Here is a 19778-nt window from a genome sequence, read left to right as displayed (position 1 = left end):
GATTCTAGCAATTCAAGGGAGGATTTGCTAGACTTTGTAACACTTTTTGATACTGTCCACCAACCTTCGTTACCTCAACATCCTGACTTTGGGCAATTAATACAGGGTTAGCTGCCTTGAAAAAGTCAGAAATATTGGCTATACTTCTGACAAAATATATTTCGTGAACTTTATAGTCATAGCTTTCGTAAGATGCAGGGTATAGCAAAAAAAATCCTGAACAGAGTTCGTGGTCATGGTCGCGGTGCTTGGGTCTGCACACCCAAAGATTTTGTAGATCTCGGCAGTCGTGATGCTGTAGATAAAGCGCTATCTCGTCTGGTGAAACAAGGATTTTTGCGCCGCGTTGGTCGCGGTTTATATGACTATCCACGCACCAGCAATATCTTGAAGCGTCCTGCCCCACCCAACATTGATGCCGTTGTGGAAGCTCTGGCACGTCGGGATGGTATATCAATCATGCCAGATGGCATTGTTGCAGCCCACCAGCTAGGTCTGACCAATGCCGTTCCCGCCCAGAACAGCTACATAACGAATGGTTCGAGCCGAACTTTACAAGTTGGTGGGCGTACCATCAAACTACGTCATGTCTCTCAACGGTTAATGGCATGGGCTAACCGTCCTGGTGCGCCTGTGGTTAGGGCCTTATATTGGCTGGGCGAAAATATCGCTGCTGATAAAGATGTGGTTAATACCCTACACAATCGGTTGTCTTCAGACATCAAACAAGATCTCGCAGAAGGTATTAAGCTGTTACCAACGTGGATGACACCCGTTGTACGTCAAGTTAGTAAGGGTGAAGGTGTCTCCTAGTGAATCCAGCATTTGAAGAATTTCTCAATTTACCAGCACAAGACCGTAACGATGTTTTTGAGTCAACAGCCGATTCCCTCAATACCAGGTCATCCTATATAGAAAAGGATTTTTGGGTGTGCCTGGTGCTGGATATCCTTTATAATGGCTTACCCCAGGAACACCCCAGACTATTGTTTAAAGGCGGCACTTCCCTTTCCAAGGTTTATCAACTCATTAGTAGATTTTCCGAGGATGTAGATCTGGTGGTATTCAGGAGCGATCTGGGTTTTGCCGGGGATAACGACCCCTCTGCTCTTGGAATCTCTAGCAACCGGCGAAAAAAACTAGCGTCCGAACTAAAACAAGCTGCTTCAACGTATATCTGTGGCAAGCTTAAAGATGACTTATCACAAGTTGCTGGGGTAATTTCGCCTGAGAGTCGCATTGTACTCGATGAAGACGATCCAGATAATTCAACCCTGCTGTTTCAGTATCCGAGCTTATTTCCATCCGATAGCATTGCTTACGTTCAACCCCGTGTCAAACTAGAAGCAGGCGCACGGTCAGCGCTCGATCGCGAAGCGTGACCAAAGGTCAATCCCCATCAAAATCATACTATTACCCCCTATCTATCCGAGATACTTGAAGAATGGAATTTTTCCGTAGCAAATGTAACGACCATCGACCCTCAAAGAACTTTTTGGGATAAAATCATGATATTACATGGTTGGTCTTGTGGTTATCGAGACGAACAACGCCTGCCCAGTGATCGCCAGAGACTGTCACGTCATTATTATGATGTAGCAATAATTTCCCGTCAGGAAGCAGGTAAGACAGCCATTGCCAATCATCAATTAAGAGAAGATGTACGCCAGTACACCAAAAAACTGTTTAATCGAAGCTGGATGAAATTAGACGAAGCGATTCCCGGCTCTCTAAAACTCTTACCGAAAGGAGAATTACTAAAAGTTCTCATTACTGATTATCAGGCAATGCAGGGCATGATGTTAGGTACTGCTCCACCCTTTGATGAAATCATAGAAGCGATTTCAGCCTTAGAAATAGAAGTTAATCAGGTATCGTGAGAACACTTTGAACTTTTGTCTTTTATAATGACCAGTTTTGACCACCCACCAAGAATTCTATTTTTATATGGTGCCCTCTCCTGTTCCCTGCTCCATGCTCCCTAACCCGTAAGCCACCACCAGGTGGTAAATACCAGCACATAAAGGAAAATTTACGGAACTCAATATCATCAGGGTGTAGATACTAAATTAGAGTCAAAGTATTAAGTTCTATTTTTCACAGGTCTTGAACTAACCATCAATGAATACTGGACATACCCCTGGTTATCTCATCAACAAGATAAATGAAGCACTGTGTAGTGCTTTCCCTGATAAACATAAATTAGAAATGATGGTGCTTTATGAATTAAATATAAAACTGAACGAGATTGCTAGCGTTGGAAATTTAAAGGTAATCGTTCACAACTTAATAATACATTGTCAGGCTTCCAATGAGTTGGAAAACTTAATTGATGGAGCACTTAAACAAAATCCTAATAATGTTAAATTAAAGGCCATTAATAAAGAATTTGAAATTACGACTAGTTTAGTCAAGATATTGGGGCCTTTAGAAAGTAATTTTCTCAAAGAAATGCAACAGGCTTACAGAGTTTCTTGTCACTATGAATTCCGGGATGATACAAAATATGAACTCCCTGGTAGTTTCTATGATATTCTGAAAAAGTTGGATAATATATCTCAAGCAACTGATGATGAAACACTGATTGTCAAATTTGTCGATCATTTATTATTAATTTTATTAGTAGATAAAAAGTTTCCAAATTCAAAGGCTGATAAACTAAAGCAATGGTTAGAAACAAATACTAATAAATTTTCTAAGTTATTAGTTTACAAATCACCAATTAGTTTAAATAATAAATATCCAAAATTGGAAAAATCAAGACCACAACCAGATAAAGAAGGTTTAAAGCAGTTTTCCTTTGAAGTAATAACAGTTGACCGTAGAGGAGTAAGAATTAAGCAAGAATCCCAGCAAGCAAGTTATTTCACTCAAGATCTGGGGAATGGAGTAGACCTAGAGATGGTGTCTATCCCAGCAGGAAGCTTCTTAATGGGTTCATCGAAAAGTGAGAGGGGGAGTGATGACAGGGAAAGACCTGTACACAAAGTAACCATTCAACCCTTTTTCCTGGGGAAATATCAGGTAACCCAGGCGCAATGGCGAGCTGTGGTTAAAAACCTCCCAAAAGTTAACCGGGACTTAGATCCAGACCCCTCTAAAATTAAAGGAGAGAACCGACCAGTAGAGGGAGTAAACTGGTATGATGCGGTGGAATTTTGCGATCGCCTTTCTGAATATACAGGAACTAAATACAGATTACCCAGTGAAGCGGAATGGGAATACGCCTGTAGAGCCGGAACTACCACACCATTCCATTATGGAGAGACCATAACCAGTAGATTTGCTAATTATAATGCTTCCCATACTTATGCACAGGAAGCAAGAGGGTACTCTCGAGGAGAAACCACCCCAGTAGGAAGTTTTCCTCCCAACAGCTTTGGCTTATACGATATGCATGGCAATGTTTTGGAGTGGTGCGGGGATCCTGATCATGGTAATTACAAAGGAGCCCCTACAGATGGAAGGATTTGGAGTATTAATTGGAGTATCTGGAATATTAATCATATTCACCTTAATTATTATATCCTGCGGGGCGGCTCGTGTAACTTCGTTCCTAGTAATTGCCGTTCTGCCTACCGCAGCAACGGTTTCGGACCCTTTTGCATAGGCGACCTTATCGGTTTTCGTGTGGCTCAGAGTGTTGGAAAGATTTAGCCCTTTGCCCTTTTTATGGCGTTGCGTCAGTCTTTGAATTAATAGCAGTAGAGCGGGCATCCTGCCCGCCGGAAAATAAGGTCTTGAACTAACTGTCAATGAATGCTGGACATATCCCTGGTTATCTCCTCAAACAGATAAACGAAGCACTGTGTAGTGCTTTTCCTAATAAAACTGAATTAGAAATGATGGTGGTTTATGAATTAAATATAAATCTGAACCAGATTGCTAGCGGTGGAAATTTAAAGGAAACCGTTCACAAATTAATAATACATTATCAGGCTTCCAATCAGTTAGACAAATTAATTGATGGAGCACTTGAACATATTCCAAATAATCCTCAATTAAAGGCAATCCAGGAAAAATTGAAAATTACGACTAGTTTAATCAATATATTGCTTCCTTTAAAAACAACCTTGATCAAAGAAATGCAACAAGCTTACAGAGGTTGTTGTCCTGATTGGAAAAATAACATTCCTGACAGTTTTTATGATATATTAGAAAATTTAGATGATATACATCAACCAACTGATGATGAAAAACTGATTGTCAAATTTGTCGATCGTTTATTAGTAAATGGAAATATTCCCAAGTCAAAGGCTGAGCAACTCAAGCAATGGTTAGCCAAAAATGCTAAGAACGTTTCTGATTTAGAATCTCACAAACAAAACTTCAATCGAAAATCTGATTCAGATAAACCTCCAACATCGGAAACGCTATCTGCTTCAGATAAACCTCCAACATCGGAAACGCCAATAGGTTTAAAGCAGTTTTCCTTTGAAGTAGTAACAGTTAACCGTAGAGGAGACACAATCAAGGAAGAATCCAAGCAAGCAAGTTATTTCACTGAAGATCTGGGAAATGGAGTAGACCTAGATATGGTGTCTATCCCAGAAGGAAGCTTCTTAATGGGTTCCCCGGAAACTGAGAAGGACAGTGATGACAGGGAAAGACCTCAGCACAGAGTAACCATCCAACCCTTCTTCCTGGGCAAATATCTGGTAACCCAGGCGCAATGGCGAGCTGTGGCCAAGCTTCCAAAAGTTAAGCGGGACTTAGATCCAGACCCCTCTGAGTTTAAAGGAAAGAATCGACCAGTGGAGCAAGTAACCTGGGTCGATGCAGTGGAATTTTGCCGTCGCCTCTCTAAACATACAGGAACGGAATACAGATTACCCAGTGAAGCGGAATGGGAATACGCTTGTAGAGCAGGAACTACCACACCATTCCATTATGGAAAGACCATAACCAGTAAATTAGCTAACTATAACGGTGACTTTACTTATGCAGAGGAAGGTGACTTTACTTATGCAGAGGAAGAAAAATGGAAATATCGAGAAGAAACCACCCCAGTAGGACATTTTCCTTACCCCAATGGCTTTGGCTTATACGATATGCACGGCAATCTTTGGGAGTGGTGTGCGGATCCAAGGCATGATAATTACAAAGGAGCTCCTACAGATGGGAGGATCTGGACTAAATCTACTAGTAATCATACTAAATATATTCTGCGGGGCGGGTCCTGGACCAGCTCTCCTATTCATTGCCGTTCTGCCCAACGCGACTACAATTACACGCGCGATGCCATCAAACTCAATGTCGGTTTTCGTGTGGCTCGGGGTGTTGAGTAGGGTGTGTTATGGCTGATGGTTGTTCCCGTAGCATGAGCTATTAGCTGACGGCTGACGGCTGACGGCTGACTGCTGAATGCTTACGATCAAGGCAATATAATCCTCTCAGCAAACAAACTCTGTAATCGCTCTAACTTACCACCCTTTTGATACAATAAATCTCCCTTACCCAACAAATAAGCTGCTTCAGTGTTGCTACCACCAAAAATAATCCTTGAGTCTGCTTCAGACGCTGTGCGTAAAGCAATTCGCCCTGGTAAATTAGAGCGAATAATCGGAGTAACAACGTTAGCATCTGGCCGTTGAGTAGCAACAATCAAATGAATCCCAGCTGCTCTGGCTTTGGCTCCTAAACGCTTAATACTTAGTTCTAAGTCTTTGCGGATTTCTTTTTCTGCCATGAAGTCAGCATATTCATCAAATATACAGACTATCCGAGGTAATGGTAAAATTTGTTTATTAATCAATTGCTGATTATAAGCATCCAGGTGAGGACACTTGGCTTGTTCAAATTTCCGGTAACGCTGCTCCATTTCGTCAACTAATTCTGCCATCAGTTCGATAGCGCGATCGCTATCTTTAACGATTGGTGAGAGCAACCATGGCATGTCCTCAAATTCTGGGAAAGTGACGCGCTTGGGATCAACTAGAGCAATTTTGAGCTGTTGAGGAGAGTGGTGATAGAGTAGGGATAGCAGAAGCGATCGCAAAAATTCGCTCTTGCCACTTCCGGTTGTGCCCCCTACCAAAAAGTGACAAGTATTGGGATCCGATAAATCCGCTTCTACCAATTTCCCATCTAAATTTACTCCAAGCCCAATCTTGGGAGGATTACTTGAGTTTTGCGTAAGGCTAATATAGTCGTCAAATCGAGCTACTTCTCTATCCTCATCCTTGCGAGGTAAATCCACACTGACATACCCAGCTTCGGGAGTAATCAAGGGAGGATTCTCCAGACCTAAGTGTACTTGTAAATCCTTGGATCGATTCTGTATCGATATGACTTTTACCCCACGATTGGGTTTTACCTTGATCCGGACAAATGCTGGAGCAACTGTTGCGTTGACATAATCGACACCAATTTTAAAGTCTTCTAGAGTACTCACCAATTTTTCCCCGGTCTGATCAGCATCAAGAGTTTGTCGGGATGGTGGCTTGACTGGCTTTTGTTCAATATCAGGAATTTTGGGGGATGCTGCCTTGACCGGCTTTTGCTCAATATCAGGAGTTTGGCGGGATGGTGGCTTGACCGGCTTTTTCTCAGTTTTCCCATCCTCAAAAAAGGTTTGACAGGTCTGTTGTTGGGGACAAATGTTGCATAGGTGAGGCTGTCGTGTCGGTGGTGGTGGCTCCAGGTTGCCCTTACCGATTGTGGGAGTGCAATGGTTTTTTATAGTTTCCCCATCTCCCCCCTCTTCGACCTGGGCAGGTTTCCAAGTCAGCCATTGGCGCATCTGTTGTAATTTATGGGGAATGAGCTGATGCACTGTATGGTCTAGCTCTTCCCAGGAATAGTAGTGTTCTTGGAATTCTGGCAAAACGGAATAAACCGCTGCATCGATTGCTACTCCTTTTTCTTGGTGGAGCATGTAACTATAGAGAGCAACTTGAGCTAGGTTAGCGGATGGATCTACGGGTTGATAGGTTTTATAGTCTACGACACAATAGCGATCGCGCTCACAGTCGAAGATTAAGCTATCGAATTTTCCATTAACTCGTTGCTGGGTGCCATCAGCAAGGGTGAAGTCATAACTGAGGTTTATTTCTTGAGCAATAAAGGTTTTACTAATTACTTCCTCTGGCTGACAATAGCCTCGATTAGCAACTAGCAGTTCAGTCCAATGGGGAATTAGTGATTTTAATCCTTGCCACAGTTGAAGTAAGATCGAGGCTATCTTTGGATTGGTGATTTTGGGGAAAACAACTAGCTCATACAGTAGTGCTTGGATCTTAGAGCTAATCTGGCTTTGGTCTAGCTGACTTGCTGTGGGGGAAAATAAAGCTTGAAATCGGGAATCTTGCTGGAGTGTGTCAGTACACTGTTCACATAGCCGATGGAATACTTTCCCAATACCTGGTGAGTCGGATGGTGGTATAAATAGGGTTTCTCCACCAAAGCGATGACTCAAATAAAATAAGCGAGGACATTCAATGGCTACCCTAACTTTGGTAACACTGAAGCGAGGGGATTCCGATTGTTGCGTCCGTGATTGTCTTGTGACCATCTGCTCTCGACTCCAGCTATTTTTATCACTAATTTCTAGTAAGCGGCGATGGACATGGGCTAGATACACTGTATCCAGTTTTGCATACTTTAGCTGTTTTTGGGTTAGCGGACGTTTTCCCCAATCACTGCTTTGTTCCTCTGTATCGACATTAGCGAAATTGCACAGCTCTCGCGCTAGGGTTTTTAGTTTATTATTGGATACCTGTAATGGATTAGACAGTTTCTTGTTCGTCAGCTTTCGAGCTATTTGATAGGTACAGGTTACATTCTTCGCTTTATCTTTACCCCCTAGATACCGTAAATCAAAACTAGCGTTGTGAAAGACTTTTTCAATGTTAGGATTAACCATAATATGGTTAACAAAGTATTGCACTACTTCCGGTTTCTCTAATACATCTAAGATGTAAGCTTTGTCACCATTTATATCCGTCGGATCAGCCAATACCTGAATCAGAGATAATCTAGGATTAGGGGTATTCCAGTCAGCTATTTCCGTATCTAACCAGAGAACTTTTGCTGCTGATAAATTAAGGATTAACTCTCGGATTTGGGCTAGTTGAGTCAGGTACATTGGCGCTTGTTATCCGAATTTTTACTATGGTATAATAATCTTTAGCAGTCAGCCGTCAGCCGTCAGCCGTCAGCCGTCAGCCGTCAGCCTTTGGCCAATGGCAAATCAAGGGGTGCATCTCATTTTTGGTGTTTGACCCGGTGGTGCGTTACGGGGCGGACTTTTCCAAGGCTGGCTACGAGGCTGAAAATGACCGCGAGCACCCCTAACGCACCCTACGAACTGTTCGCGTAGCTGATTGCTGATTGCTGATAGCTGATTGCTGATTGCTTACGGTACCAAATATACTGATTGTGTTTCTGGGGAACCATCCACAGGGATAAGTTTTAGTTCATTTTCCTGACAAAGTTCCTTAATCCGTTGTTGAATTTCTATTTCTTTGAGCCGATTAAATTGACGGTGAGTAGTTTTAATTAAAACCTTAAGACCAATTACTTGGTCTTGTTTGAGGACATTTAACACAAATTCCTTAACTGGATTAAGGGGTACTTTATTATCTACTATAGAAATAATATTCAAATCCTTTAGTAAAGGACAATCCTGCAAAATTCCTGATTCTCGGATTAGACTCTTTAACTCTGTTAGTGTTATTGTTTTATCAGCAAGAACTAACTCTTGGGAACAAGCATCATTAACTAAGCTATGATAAGTAGATAAGTAATGGACAGAGGATAGATCGTCTAATTTGATGTGAATATGCCTAGAAGCATTGAATAGTTGGCTGTAGAGTTTGTACCCTTTAGTATCACGTTTTAGGCTAATTTTTGTATGGCGAATCAGGTATAAGGTTTGGCAGCGATTGCCTTTTATAGCTTTATCACAGGCATTCATCAGATGATAGAAGCTGGTACCATTAGTAGTTTCTCCCCAGACTACTCCGATCCGTCCCTGGGGTGATGGCAACTGGTAACTTAGGGAATGACTGGCAAAACTACCTAACAATAATTTTGGTTTAATACCCCTAATCTCCAGAGCTTCTAATGCCTCTCGTAACATCCCAATCAATTGCGATTCACCAATATCTTGGATTCGGGTAATTTGCTGCTCAGTCTTTTGAAATTCCTTCTGCCACTTTAATTTAAATGAGGCTAGGCGTTTGTCTTCTATTGGTATTGATTCGCCAGCGGTATCCTTGTTAGTAGTTGACTCAGTTTTTGATGGCTCTGAAATGCTAACTCTCTCGATATCCTCACTAGTTAAGTCAATCCTTGATGGCTCTGAAATCTTAACTCCCTCGCTATCCTCACTAGTTAAGTCAATCCTTGATAACTCTGACTTAACTACCTGAGTTTTATACCTTTGAATTAGCTTATTTCCCAGGCTTAAGGTCTGGCGGGGAGTGGTTTTGCCACCAGGAAATACTTGTTCTAAGTCTTGCCGAGTTAAAGGATAAATCGGTGAAGTTGGTTTTGGGTCAGCTTGCTGATGTAAGGGATAGAGTTTGCTTGCCCAAAGGGATTCTGCTTGCTCTAGGGTAATGTTTTTGAGCAGAATTTTAGGATTAAGTCTAGCGAGATCAGCCCCTTGAAGTTTTTTCTGATTCCGTCTCCAGGTATCGGTGACTATACTGATAATAATCAGAAATTTGACACGGCGAGTATGAAGGGTAGAGTTGACATTAAACAGCGCTTGTAGATCCAGAGAACCATCGGGCAAACGAGGAATATTATCCAATTGGTCAAAACACAGCACAATCGGCTTGGTGGATGACGAAATTCTCCCGAAGTTGATTAAGATGTTCTGAGCATCGTCTTCGTTATCTATAGACCCTCTGACCCCAAGGGTTTTCAGGTCCTCTTCATCTAAATCTTCTCCCCTTAACCATTGATAAGCTAGGTGATACAGTTCTGGATTAGTGAGGTCATAGAGCACTCCAAAAAATTCTTTATCTCTATGAATTCCCCCTGGATAGCTAGCTCTGAGGTCACCAATAAACCGTTTTCGCTCATTCCGGAGCCAGCCGGTTTTTTTAAAGGCCGGGAGACTCTTTAGCCACAGCAGCAACTGAGATTCTTTTTCCCCTTCTGGGATTTTTAGCATACTGTCAACGGTTTCCCTAAGGATATAGCGCCAGATGCGATCGCTATTTGCCCAAGGACCGATATAAGCAAAGAAGGCTTGTTGATTGAGCTGCTGTTTGAGGCGTTTTAATAGATAACTTTTCCCCGAACCCGAATCACCAGCCAGTAAGATAGTGCGGGGTCGATGGTCTTGATTCACCGCACTGAGGGTGGTGGTTATCTGATTGATTTCATGTTGATGAATCGAGTTGACATTAACAGCACCATTGTCTTGATCTTCCCAAAAATTCCCCGTAGCAAAGGTCACGGGGTCAAAGGGATTTAGGGCTTGTTTAATTATTTCCTGGATCGTTGCCATCTCTTTAATTCCATCTTCTATAGAGTGGACAAGGATAGAGGATTAACAAAAAGGCAGCCTGAGGTTATTGTATGATACTATCAATTATCCTATCTTTAGTATCAGAATTTACTGCACCATAATGAAAAATAGCCTAGCCCCGGTATTTTGAGGAATACCAGCTTCAATTTGTTCCTCTGTATACATGTTAGCTTCTTGCAAAGCACTCAGATCAATTTTATCCTCTGCTTGCAAGCTATACAGTGCTTTATCTAATTCTTCCCGAGACAAAGGCGGTTGTAACTTTTGGCGCAAATGGAACAGTGGCAAATAGTTTTCCGTAGCTAGTTCTTGATCTAAATCCTTGATGATTTGTAATATTTCTTCATTAGTAGGGGGATTGACTAGAGCGGGAGTCGAATTTCCATCTGATTCTGAGATTGTACTGGTTGAGTTTGGCAGCTGTTTCCGCAGGAAATCGATGTAATCCGCTAGCATGGTTTTAGACAAATTGATATTGCCACGACCAACGGGTTTATAATTAGTTAAGAGGTACTTAATACCTGTTTCAGTAATCCAAACATCTTTGAATTTAGTTTCTGCGACTGTGATATAACCCCGTTCTATCAAACTGTCCATGATTTCCTTTCGGGTCTTAGCAGGCTTGACGTTTGTCTTGGCGGGAGTAGTCGGTTCTGTTTCACAGGCTTTTAGAATTTTGCGCTCTTTCGTGCTCATTGGTACTTCATCCTGATCTTGGGTTAGAAGTTCCTTGCCTGCATCAGTGATCTGAATTTTGGTGATTTCTTGATTAGAGTCAATCAAATTGCGATCGCATAATGCCTGACAAATTCGATCTCGTTCACCCGCTGAGGTTTTAGAATTGGGTTTCGCTTCAGTAATCAATGCCCGATAATCCGGTTTGCTCAGTAGCTTCAGTAAAAATTTTAGTTGGCTGACTTCCAGTTCAATAGCTTCCATGTTAATTGTCGTTACCTCACGTTTGTTCAAGATTAACCTAACTCTATTGCCTATAACCACTTAGTAGTCAAGGATTTCCGCAATAGATTCTACTGTCAGCCCTCAGCGGACGGGCGCTGGGACCTCAACTATCAGCTCTGAGCAGAATTATTATTATATAAGCCTTTCGGTATTTTTCAATAGTATCTTTATTTCCGTGGTGCCGTACTAGGCTCAATCCTTACCGATATTAGACTTATCTCAAGTCTGGTTGAATACCCATAATTAAGGCTGCGCGGGGATGCTAGGGAGGCGCTAGAGGTGTGGGGAGATAGGGAGATGGGGAAATGGAGAAATTTTTATTAAGGGTAATTATCGTGATATCATATCAACTGAAAGTCGCGAGTAGATGGGTATTTAGGGAAAACCCTCAAAACGCTGATACCCAAAATAATGATAGCTGACGACCGAAGCGAAAGCTATCAGCTTAGCTACAGTCAATTTTATTACCCCTACTCCCTACCCCCTACTCCCTGCTCCCTATTCCCCTAATAGCGTCGAGTTTTCTGAACCCCATAAACTAGTCCTGTACCAATCGATAACAATATCAGTAGCCACAGAATACCACCAGGAATAAAGGTAATAATACCAAAACCTCTGAGTAAGTAAACCATAACGGTGATAGCCAGAAGAGCGCCAAAAAAGTAGGCAATTATCAACGTTTCGGATTGAGAAGGGGAACTCATATATAGCAAAGGGAGTAGGGAGCAGGGAGCAGGGAACAGTAATAAATATTTTGATGTTATAATAAGTTAGCAATCAATTATCACTAAAATAACCCAACATAGAGTTCGCTAAAATAGCTGCTTGAGTGCGATCGCGTACATTCAACCGACTCAAAATATGAGTAACGTGGTTTTTGACGGTCTTCTCAGAAATATACAACGTATTAGCAATCTCTCGGTTGCTAGCACCGGTAGCAATTAGTCGTAAAATTTCCTGCTCTCTGGGAGTTAGTTCATCCCAACCCGGAGGTGGGCTAGGAGTTGGGTCTCGCATTTGAGTAGCGACTTTTTTGCCAATACCAGGGCCTAACTGAGTATAACCTTTTTGCACCGCTCGAATTGACTGGGCTAATTCTTCGGGAGGGGTATCCTTCAGCAAATATCCGGCTGCTCCGCACTGTATGGCTTGGGTAACGTACTGGTCATCATCAAAGGTAGTTAGTACTAATACCTTTGTATCTGGGAATTGCTGACAAATTTCCCGAGTTGCAGCAACACCATCCATGACAGGCATCCGAATATCCATTAGTATAACATCTGGCTGTAAGGTTTTTACCAGACTAATTGCCGTTTGTCCATTCTCTGCTTCACCGACTACCTGTAAGTCTTCTTCTAACTTCAGCAAGGCTTTTAATCCACGCCGAATTAGACTTTGGTCATCTACGAGTAAAATACGAATCATCATCAAGGATGAATTATATAGTAGTTTTCAATTCGTTCTAGGGAGTAGGGAACAAAACTAATCACAATGCGTCTCTAATTCCTAGATAAGCGCGTTGGTATTTGAGATGTAAACCTGTATGATATTTTTTTATTTTCCAATAAAAATTCGGACTCTTTACCCTGTTCCCTGTTCCCTGTTCCCTGTTCCCTTAGCTATATGGTTACATCTCAACTTAAAATGCTATAATAGCTTAAACCTTTGGTAAAGGAAAATGAGCGATAATTTTGCAGCCAGCTCCTGGTGCTGTCTCAATTTTAAAGGTTCCTCCTAGGGCTTGGGTGCGTTCTCGCATTCCTTGTAAACCAAAACCAGTTGTGTTCTGGTTTAGGGAAAATCCAATACCATTGTCTTTAATAATTAATTGTAAATCTGTTGCTGCTGTCTGAATTTGGATGTCTACTTCAGTAGGAATAGCATATTTAAAAATATTTGTCAATCCTTCTTGGACAATACGGTAAACTGCTATTTTGATGTCGCCAGGGATTGAACGCTTTAGGTTAAGATGGCATGTAGGTGAGATTGCTGTGGACTTTTGAAAGTCGTCGATTAGGGATGCGATCGCATTTTCAAGAGATTGCTGTTGTAAGGGATTTAAACGCAAGGAAGCAACGGATTGACGTACATCCTTCAGAGCAGTTTTCCCGAGTTGTTTCGCTTCTAAGATAAATTCTTTGGCTTCAGCCGGGTCAGATTGTAATAGTCTTAAAGCCGCTTCTAGGTGTAAATTGAATACAGTTAAAGAATGTCCTAAGGAGTCATGAATTTCCCGAGCAATACGGTTACGTTCTTGCAGCGTAGCAATATCTTCAATGCGGAGGGCATAGTGACGCAGTTGAGCATTAGCCTTAGCCAGCTCTTCCCGACTTTTACGTTCTGATAGTACAGCATCCACTAATAGCTGCAAAACGATTAAGACCAATACAAATATAAAGACAGAAGTCAATAATATAAATAGTAATCGCTCCGGAATCAACCCTGTTGGTGGTGATCTGAACACAGGAGGTGGTCTAAACGGAGGACGATGCCTCAGACCATGATGCTGAAATCGAACCATTTGCTTCATGAAGAATAATATAACCGCAAATCCAGTCATCATTAAGCGACCTTGGAACTCGAAGATAAAACAGTTGCGAACAACTAATATAATTAACATCAATTGCAACAGCCGAATGTGTCCCACTATGGATGCTAAAACAATTACCCCAATTTCGGCGGCGGTGTAAAGTATCTTATAAATAGGCTTATTTGTTGGTAATCTCAATCCCATTAAGCCAAATACTCCCAGGCAAACTAAATTGAGTAGTGGCGACCTAGGTAGCATGGGAAAGGGAAGTTTTAGTAATTCCACCAAAGCGGTGATGATCAGCAGTATCCACTCCAGGTAGAGCAAAAATCGAATTGGGTGGTTAGTAATTTGAATCGGATGGCGCATTCACGATTGTTGTAAACAACCAATAACAAACAACCAATAACCTTAATCCATGTGTCAAAGGTAACGCAAGACCTATTGGTCATATCTAGCCCAGGACTAAAGTCCTAGAGGAATTGGGGTCTTTTGCCTCATGTGGTTTCGCCCTCCCTGTTTTTAGGATAGAGACATCAAACAGAAATCAGCTCACGTCAAACCACTTAGAAACAGTTAAAGAGTGAACATCATGAACATCAAACGCTTTTCTCTACTGGCAGGTATCGCAGCAATTACCCTCACTAGTTTTCCCATGGCAGTTAATGCCCAAGAACTTCCTCCATTTATATCCAATCTTAACCTTACTGAGCAGCAAAAAGATCAGTTTGATGACATTATTAACAATACTGAATCCAAAATTGAGGATATTCTCACTCCCGATCAACAACGGCGCTTTCAAACTATCAAGGTGCTCCGCCGTGAACTGCGAGACGCAAGGGAGGGTCTGAATCTCTCCCAAGACCAGCTAAACCAAATGCAAAACATTAACAGGTCAGCACGACGTGAGATGAGGGGTATTCTCACCGACGAACAGCGCCAACAAATTCGTCAAGAAATCGGCTCACGTCGAGGTAAAGGCCCATTTAGACGGAGATTTTTCCAAGACTAAATTATCTCTTGGAATACAAAGTACTAACTCTCTTCATCTAACTTGTTAAAGGTGCCCTTGACCAATTAATAATTAAATTTGCTAAAGGTGCGCGCCTAATTGTTAAGTGTTAATTGACAAAGCATTAACACTTAACAAGTTTTTTTTTATTAACAATTATTCCAACATGATATAAGTCCTTGTATGGTCATACTTTGGAAGTCAATAGACCATGTAGAGTCATGTATCCCCCGGATAATCCCCTACATTGTGCAGGGCCAATCATTCTAGAGTAAGCAGATGTAGATTCAAGCTAGCGAGGTTAAAAACTATATATTTGCTCAAACAGAGCATTTATAAAATAAAAATAAAGGAAATAGGCGATCGCCACCAACGTATTTTACAATATCCGAGGAAAAATTATTTCCCAATGAAGCTGATCACAGCTGATTTCGATGTTGGGTGAATATAGTGGTACTAATTTGGTTCCTGTGGTGGATCAATAATATGATCCACACCTAGAAGTATTCAAGCCAACTGAATCTGGGTTTCAAGTTTTCCCTCGACGCTGAGTTGTAGAGCTGACTTTTGGAACTTCTTATTGTTCCAAAATGAAACATTTAGCATAAAACAGCCCTGGCTCTATAGCCGTAGATCGCCATCAAATGGAAATGACCAATGGAAATGACGAAAGGGAAAACAATCGACAACGCAGTACGCCCTAACTATCGCTACATCAAGGTGCATCCGATTGCTGGTGCCCTCGGTGCTGAGATTCAAGGGGTAGATCTTTCACGACCCTTGGAAGCTGAAGTCGTTTCGGAGATACGCCTTGCCTTACTCGACCACTTGGTGATCTTTTTCAATAACCAAGAACTCACCCCCCACCAACAGCTTGCCTTTGCCAAGCTATTCGGCCAACCAATGGAATACCCAGTAGTGAGTGGATTGCCCGAATGTCCCTTGATTACACCGGTAGTCAAGCTGGAGCACGAGCGGAAGAACTTTGGTGGTGTGTGGCATTCTGATACCACATATCTGGAATATCCGCCGATGGGAAGCATACTTTACGCCGTCGATATCCCACCCTACGGCGGTGACACGCTTTTCGCAAACCAGTACATGGCCTACGAGAACCTGTCGGAGGGTCTTAAAAAGACCCTAGATGGCCTAGTTGGCATCAACGCCTCGACAAATGCTCATACCTTCAAAATGGAGCTGGATCGCCTACGGAACGCAGGCTCAAGTCGGGAGGTGATAGTTGCAGCCCATCCAGCCGTGCGCACCCACCCTGAGACTGGGCGCAAGGCACTTTACCTCAACATTAACCACACAAAGTACTTCGAGGGCTGGACGGAGCAAGAAAGTAAACCTCTACTCGACTATCTCTTCCAGCACCAAGTCAGGCCAGAGTTCACCTGTCGCTTTTGCTGGGAGCACGGCTCCCTCGCCTTCTGGGATAATCGATGCACCCAGCACAACCCGGTGAATGACTATCACGGCTTCAAACGCATAATGCATCGCGTCACCTTGGCTGGCGACAAGCCATACTGAGGGCTGGTCAGTATTGGGACATAAACCTAAGCTTAGTTATATACATTCATCTGTTCACGCAGCTCTGCAATGGTTGCTCATCTTCTGGAGCAAAAAGATAAACCTCCTTTTGGTGCCACCAGTGAGGAGATTCGCAAATGGTTTGGTCCGTTTGCTGTTGGATTTGAATAAAAATCTATCCATAAAAGATAGTATACTCAATAACATAGTGTTTTGAATCAGGTAGAAACACTTTATTTGCCATAGCTAGCAAGGTTTGTGACTCTAAAGGAAATATGGAAATGCTACAAGATATCGAATCTCAAGCAGAACTGATTAGTGAAATACTGGATTTAAAAAAGAAGGTATTGCCAGGATACTTTGCAGAGCCAAGAATCAAGACAAGGCTTTATGAAGCAATCTGCTATGATTTTCTGCTTTATGACCGATTGTTAAGCAAGTACGGATGTCAGCGTCGCGGAGCGATATATTTGGGCGGACATAAGGGGGAAATGCTGTTAGCATTAGTTTTATTAGGATTCAAGAAAATTATAGTAGTAGAACCACAACCGGAATTATTTAAGCAGCTCCAAGAGCGGATTACTGTACTCAATCAATTGTTTAGTAGTTACGACAAGTTGATTGACGGCGAGCCATTTACCTCGATCGAGGTTTTCCAGAGTGCCATTGGTGCGATAGATGGCGAAGCCGAGCTGTATGTGACATCAAAATCGCAGCTAACTTCGCTCTTCAAACCAAAAGCAGAAGTGTTCAATGAGGAAACGGCTTATTCAGAGGTAGAAGTAAGTAACAAAATCATCGTCCCGCTCAAAACAGTTGACAGGATAATAGAAGAGTCTTCAGGAGAGATATCGGAGTTTGATTTTATATACATGAACATTCAAGGAAGCGAATTGAAAGCTTTGGAAGGGGCTAAAAAAACACTCCCTCACCTAAAGGCAATATATCTGGAAAAAAGTCTGGTATCTCGCTATGAATATTGTCCGCACCCGGAAGAAATTGACAAGTACCTAGTAGATCGGAATTTTGCAAAAGTATGGGCATACTTTCCGCAAAACTATGGAATCAGTTTTGATCTGTACGTCAATCATAATTAATCGGCAAATAGCAGCTTTATACGTGAAACTTACTGACAGTATATGACGAGTACGCAAGACAGTGAAATAGCAATATCTAAACAATGGTGGATCCTATTTGCTGTTAGTTTAGTAACGTTTGTGTTCTCGCTAGATGTTCATATTGTCAATTTGGCTTTGCCAACACTGGTAGAAGATTTGCATAGCGACTTTGCCACTGTTGAATGGGTTCCTCTGAGTTATTCCCTGGTGCTGGCGATCCTGGTGCTTTGTGTGGCTCGATTGGGAGATATGTGGAGCAAGAAATGGCTCTATTTAATCGGACTCACAGCATTTACCACAAGTTCATTGGTGTGTGGAATCGCCACCACAATTTACTTATTGATTGCAGCACGGATATTTCAGGGAATCGGGGCCGTGTTGATTGCAGTCCTCTCGCCCGCGATCGTGACTGAGGTGTTCCCGGATGCAAAGCGAGGACTAGCCCTGGGGATCATTACTAGCACGGGTTGGGCGGGCGTGTCATTGGGACCCACGGTAGGAGGAGTGCTTATAGAGCACTTGGGTTGGCGTTCAGTTTTCTTGGTTAATGTACCAATTTGTACGATCGGCATAGTGTTAGTGATGCTGACAGTTTCCAGGGGCAGTAGCCCTACGGATCAAAAGTATTTTGATTTTGGGGGAGCGTTGCTTTTGGGGATAACGTTGACTTGTTTTTTACTGGGGATGACACGCATACAAGAAGAGAATTTAGGTGGCAATTTAACCTTGGTTTTATTGGCGATCGCGATGATGGCTTGCGTTAGTTTTTTGTTGTCTCAGAAGCAATCTGAGCAACCATTGCTTAACCTTAGTTTATTTCGATCTCTGGAATTAAGTTTCAGTCTACTTCTAAGTTCAATTGGCTATATTCTTAACAGTTGTGTAATTTTCCTTTTGCCCTTTTTTCTGGAACTCGTTAAGCATTATTCCGAACAACAAGTGGGATTATTGATAGCGGTGCTGCCTATATTAGGAATCTGTGTAGGCCCTGTAGCAGGCTCCCTGGCTGATCGCTTTGGCGAAAGAAGCATTAGTACGATCGGATTGGTATTATTATTTATCAGCTGTTTGACAATCAGCACCTTTAGCGAAGAATTGACGGTTAAGGGCTATTTATTGCGGATAATTCCCTTTGGAATTGGTATCGGTTTGTTCCAACCCCCTAACCAAAGTGTGATTATGGGCAGCGTACCTCCACAATATCTCAGTGTTGCCTCTGGACTCTGGTTCTTTTCACGAGCCTTAGGTCAGGTTATGGGTATAACGCTGATTGGAATTCTATTCTCGAGTTTATCTGCTAGCCAACTTCCAGTAGACACCCCATTTTCAGTTACAACAGCGCCAGTTGAAGCGTTAGTATTTGGAGAACAAGAAAGTTTCCGCATTGTCTCTGCCATTCTTGTGATTGCGGTAGTTATATCTGGATTCCTATGGCAGCGGCAAAATCAAAGGCTAAGAATAAATCGGACTTAATTAGTTTTCATAAGTAGTCGGACAAAAGTTTTCGGTGCTGTATAAAGTTTTGTAAATATAGGCAAAACCTTTTGAGGTAAGGGTTACAAGCATTTTACAGTTTTCGAGACAGTACTGTTTATTTATGTTCGACTACTTATCATGTCCGGTTGAATGCTTAAACAAGGTGCAAATCGAAGCCAGAATGCAGAAATCAGAAGGCAGAAATAAAGGAGTAAGGTTTAATTCCAGAAGGTTTTTTATCACTAATTATCTTGACGTGATATTATTCTTCTATCAAAATAACTAACTATCTCCACTATGCATTTATCCGTGCGCAAATGCAATAGTTTTTTAGAAACCCATAATTAGGCGTTTGACTGATAATGCGATTGACCTGCTTGTCACGCTACGCGATGCTCCTTTGGAGCCGCTACGCGAACGCATTGCACTGTCCTAGTTATTAATACTATTAGCCACAGATGTCGCCACCCACTGAACTTGTCGGTGCGCGAATGCAATAGTTTTTTGGAAGCTTGAAAGTAAGCCGCTGATCATGGGATTGACCTGCTTGTCATGCTACGGGATGCTCCTGCCGCTAAGCGATCGCACCATACAGGATGTTTTCCCTGCTGCTTCATGGATCTTACACAAACCATGACATCGGTCTGAAGTCCAATTCCTGCT

Annotated in this window: 14 protein-coding genes and 1 pseudogene; 8 read left to right on the top strand and 7 right to left on the bottom strand. The window is 42.2% G+C overall.

Features of this window, described 5'->3' with window-relative positions; all coding sequences use genetic code 11:
- Positions 1-4: 4 nt before the first annotated feature.
- Positions 5-208, bottom strand: a complete 204-nt coding sequence (locus AC4II3_RS16535; RefSeq protein ID WP_488010470.1) for a hypothetical protein — start codon at positions 206-208, stop codon at positions 5-7.
- Between AC4II3_RS16535 and AC4II3_RS16530 the strand changes: the two genes are divergently transcribed.
- From AC4II3_RS16530 to AC4II3_RS16515, 4 genes and pseudogenes are all read left to right on the top strand, one after another.
- Positions 193-813, top strand: a complete 621-nt coding sequence (locus AC4II3_RS16530) for a DUF6088 family protein (RefSeq protein ID WP_488010469.1) — start codon at positions 193-195, stop codon at positions 811-813. The genes AC4II3_RS16535 and AC4II3_RS16530 overlap by 16 nt on opposite strands.
- Positions 813-1880, top strand: a pseudogene (locus AC4II3_RS16525) (nucleotidyl transferase AbiEii/AbiGii toxin family protein). The gene AC4II3_RS16530 and the pseudogene AC4II3_RS16525 overlap by 1 nt, the downstream one beginning before the upstream one ends.
- Before the next feature lie 241 nt (positions 1881-2121).
- Positions 2122-3657 (top strand): SUMF1/EgtB/PvdO family nonheme iron enzyme, encoded by a 1536-nt coding sequence (locus AC4II3_RS16520; RefSeq protein WP_488010468.1) that lies wholly within the window; start codon positions 2122-2124, stop codon positions 3655-3657.
- 98 nt (positions 3658-3755) lie between these two features.
- Positions 3756-5288, top strand: coding sequence for an SUMF1/EgtB/PvdO family nonheme iron enzyme (locus tag AC4II3_RS16515; RefSeq protein WP_488010467.1), 1533 nt, complete (start codon positions 3756-3758; stop codon positions 5286-5288).
- 86 nt (positions 5289-5374) lie between these two features.
- Here the strand turns inward: AC4II3_RS16515 and AC4II3_RS16510 are convergent, their stop codons facing one another.
- From AC4II3_RS16510 to AC4II3_RS16485, 6 genes are all read right to left on the bottom strand, one after another.
- A complete protein-coding gene (locus AC4II3_RS16510; protein WP_488010466.1) occupies positions 5375-8086 on the bottom strand; it encodes a DNA translocase FtsK in 2712 nt (903 codons plus the stop codon).
- 270 nt (positions 8087-8356) lie between these two features.
- Complete coding sequence (locus AC4II3_RS16505) at positions 8357-10465, bottom strand: ATP-binding protein (RefSeq protein WP_488010465.1); 2109 nt, start codon at positions 10463-10465, stop codon at positions 8357-8359.
- Positions 10466-10573: 108 nt separating this feature from the next.
- A complete protein-coding gene (locus AC4II3_RS16500; protein ID WP_488010464.1) occupies positions 10574-11455 on the bottom strand; it encodes a hypothetical protein in 882 nt (293 codons plus the stop codon).
- Positions 11456-11952: 497 nt separating this feature from the next.
- Positions 11953-12150 (bottom strand): hypothetical protein, encoded by a 198-nt coding sequence (locus AC4II3_RS16495; protein WP_488010463.1) that lies wholly within the window; start codon positions 12148-12150, stop codon positions 11953-11955.
- 73 nt (positions 12151-12223) lie between these two features.
- Entirely contained in the window at positions 12224-12871 is a 648-nt protein-coding gene (locus AC4II3_RS16490; protein WP_488010473.1) for a response regulator, read from the bottom strand.
- A 232-nt stretch (positions 12872-13103) separates the two neighbouring features.
- On the bottom strand, positions 13104-14345 hold the full coding sequence (locus AC4II3_RS16485; protein ID WP_488010462.1) for a sensor histidine kinase: 1242 nt from the start codon (positions 14343-14345) through the stop codon (positions 13104-13106).
- A gap of 223 nt (positions 14346-14568) precedes the next feature.
- Between AC4II3_RS16485 and AC4II3_RS16480 the strand changes: the two genes are divergently transcribed.
- The 4 genes from AC4II3_RS16480 (at position 14569) to AC4II3_RS16465 (ending at position 19112) form a co-directional block, all read left to right on the top strand.
- Positions 14569-14988: a Spy/CpxP family protein refolding chaperone gene (locus AC4II3_RS16480; RefSeq protein WP_488010461.1), complete on the top strand. Its 420-nt coding sequence runs from the start codon at positions 14569-14571 to the stop codon at positions 14986-14988.
- Positions 14989-15651: 663 nt separating this feature from the next.
- Positions 15652-16521 carry a TauD/TfdA dioxygenase family protein gene (locus AC4II3_RS16475; protein ID WP_488010472.1) on the top strand — a complete coding sequence of 290 codons (870 nt, stop codon included), beginning with the start codon at positions 15652-15654 and terminating at the stop codon, positions 16519-16521.
- A 275-nt stretch (positions 16522-16796) separates the two neighbouring features.
- The gene (locus AC4II3_RS16470) at positions 16797-17618 is read left to right on the top strand and encodes an FkbM family methyltransferase (protein WP_488010460.1); all 822 of its coding nucleotides are present in this window, start codon (positions 16797-16799) and stop codon (positions 17616-17618) included.
- A gap of 42 nt (positions 17619-17660) precedes the next feature.
- Positions 17661-19112, top strand: a complete 1452-nt coding sequence (locus tag AC4II3_RS16465) for an MFS transporter (RefSeq protein ID WP_488010459.1) — start codon at positions 17661-17663, stop codon at positions 19110-19112.
- Positions 19113-19778: the final 666 nt, after the last annotated feature.

This window comes from Moorena sp., assembly GCF_982860115.1.
This window is presented reverse-complemented; position numbering and strand designations above follow the sequence as displayed.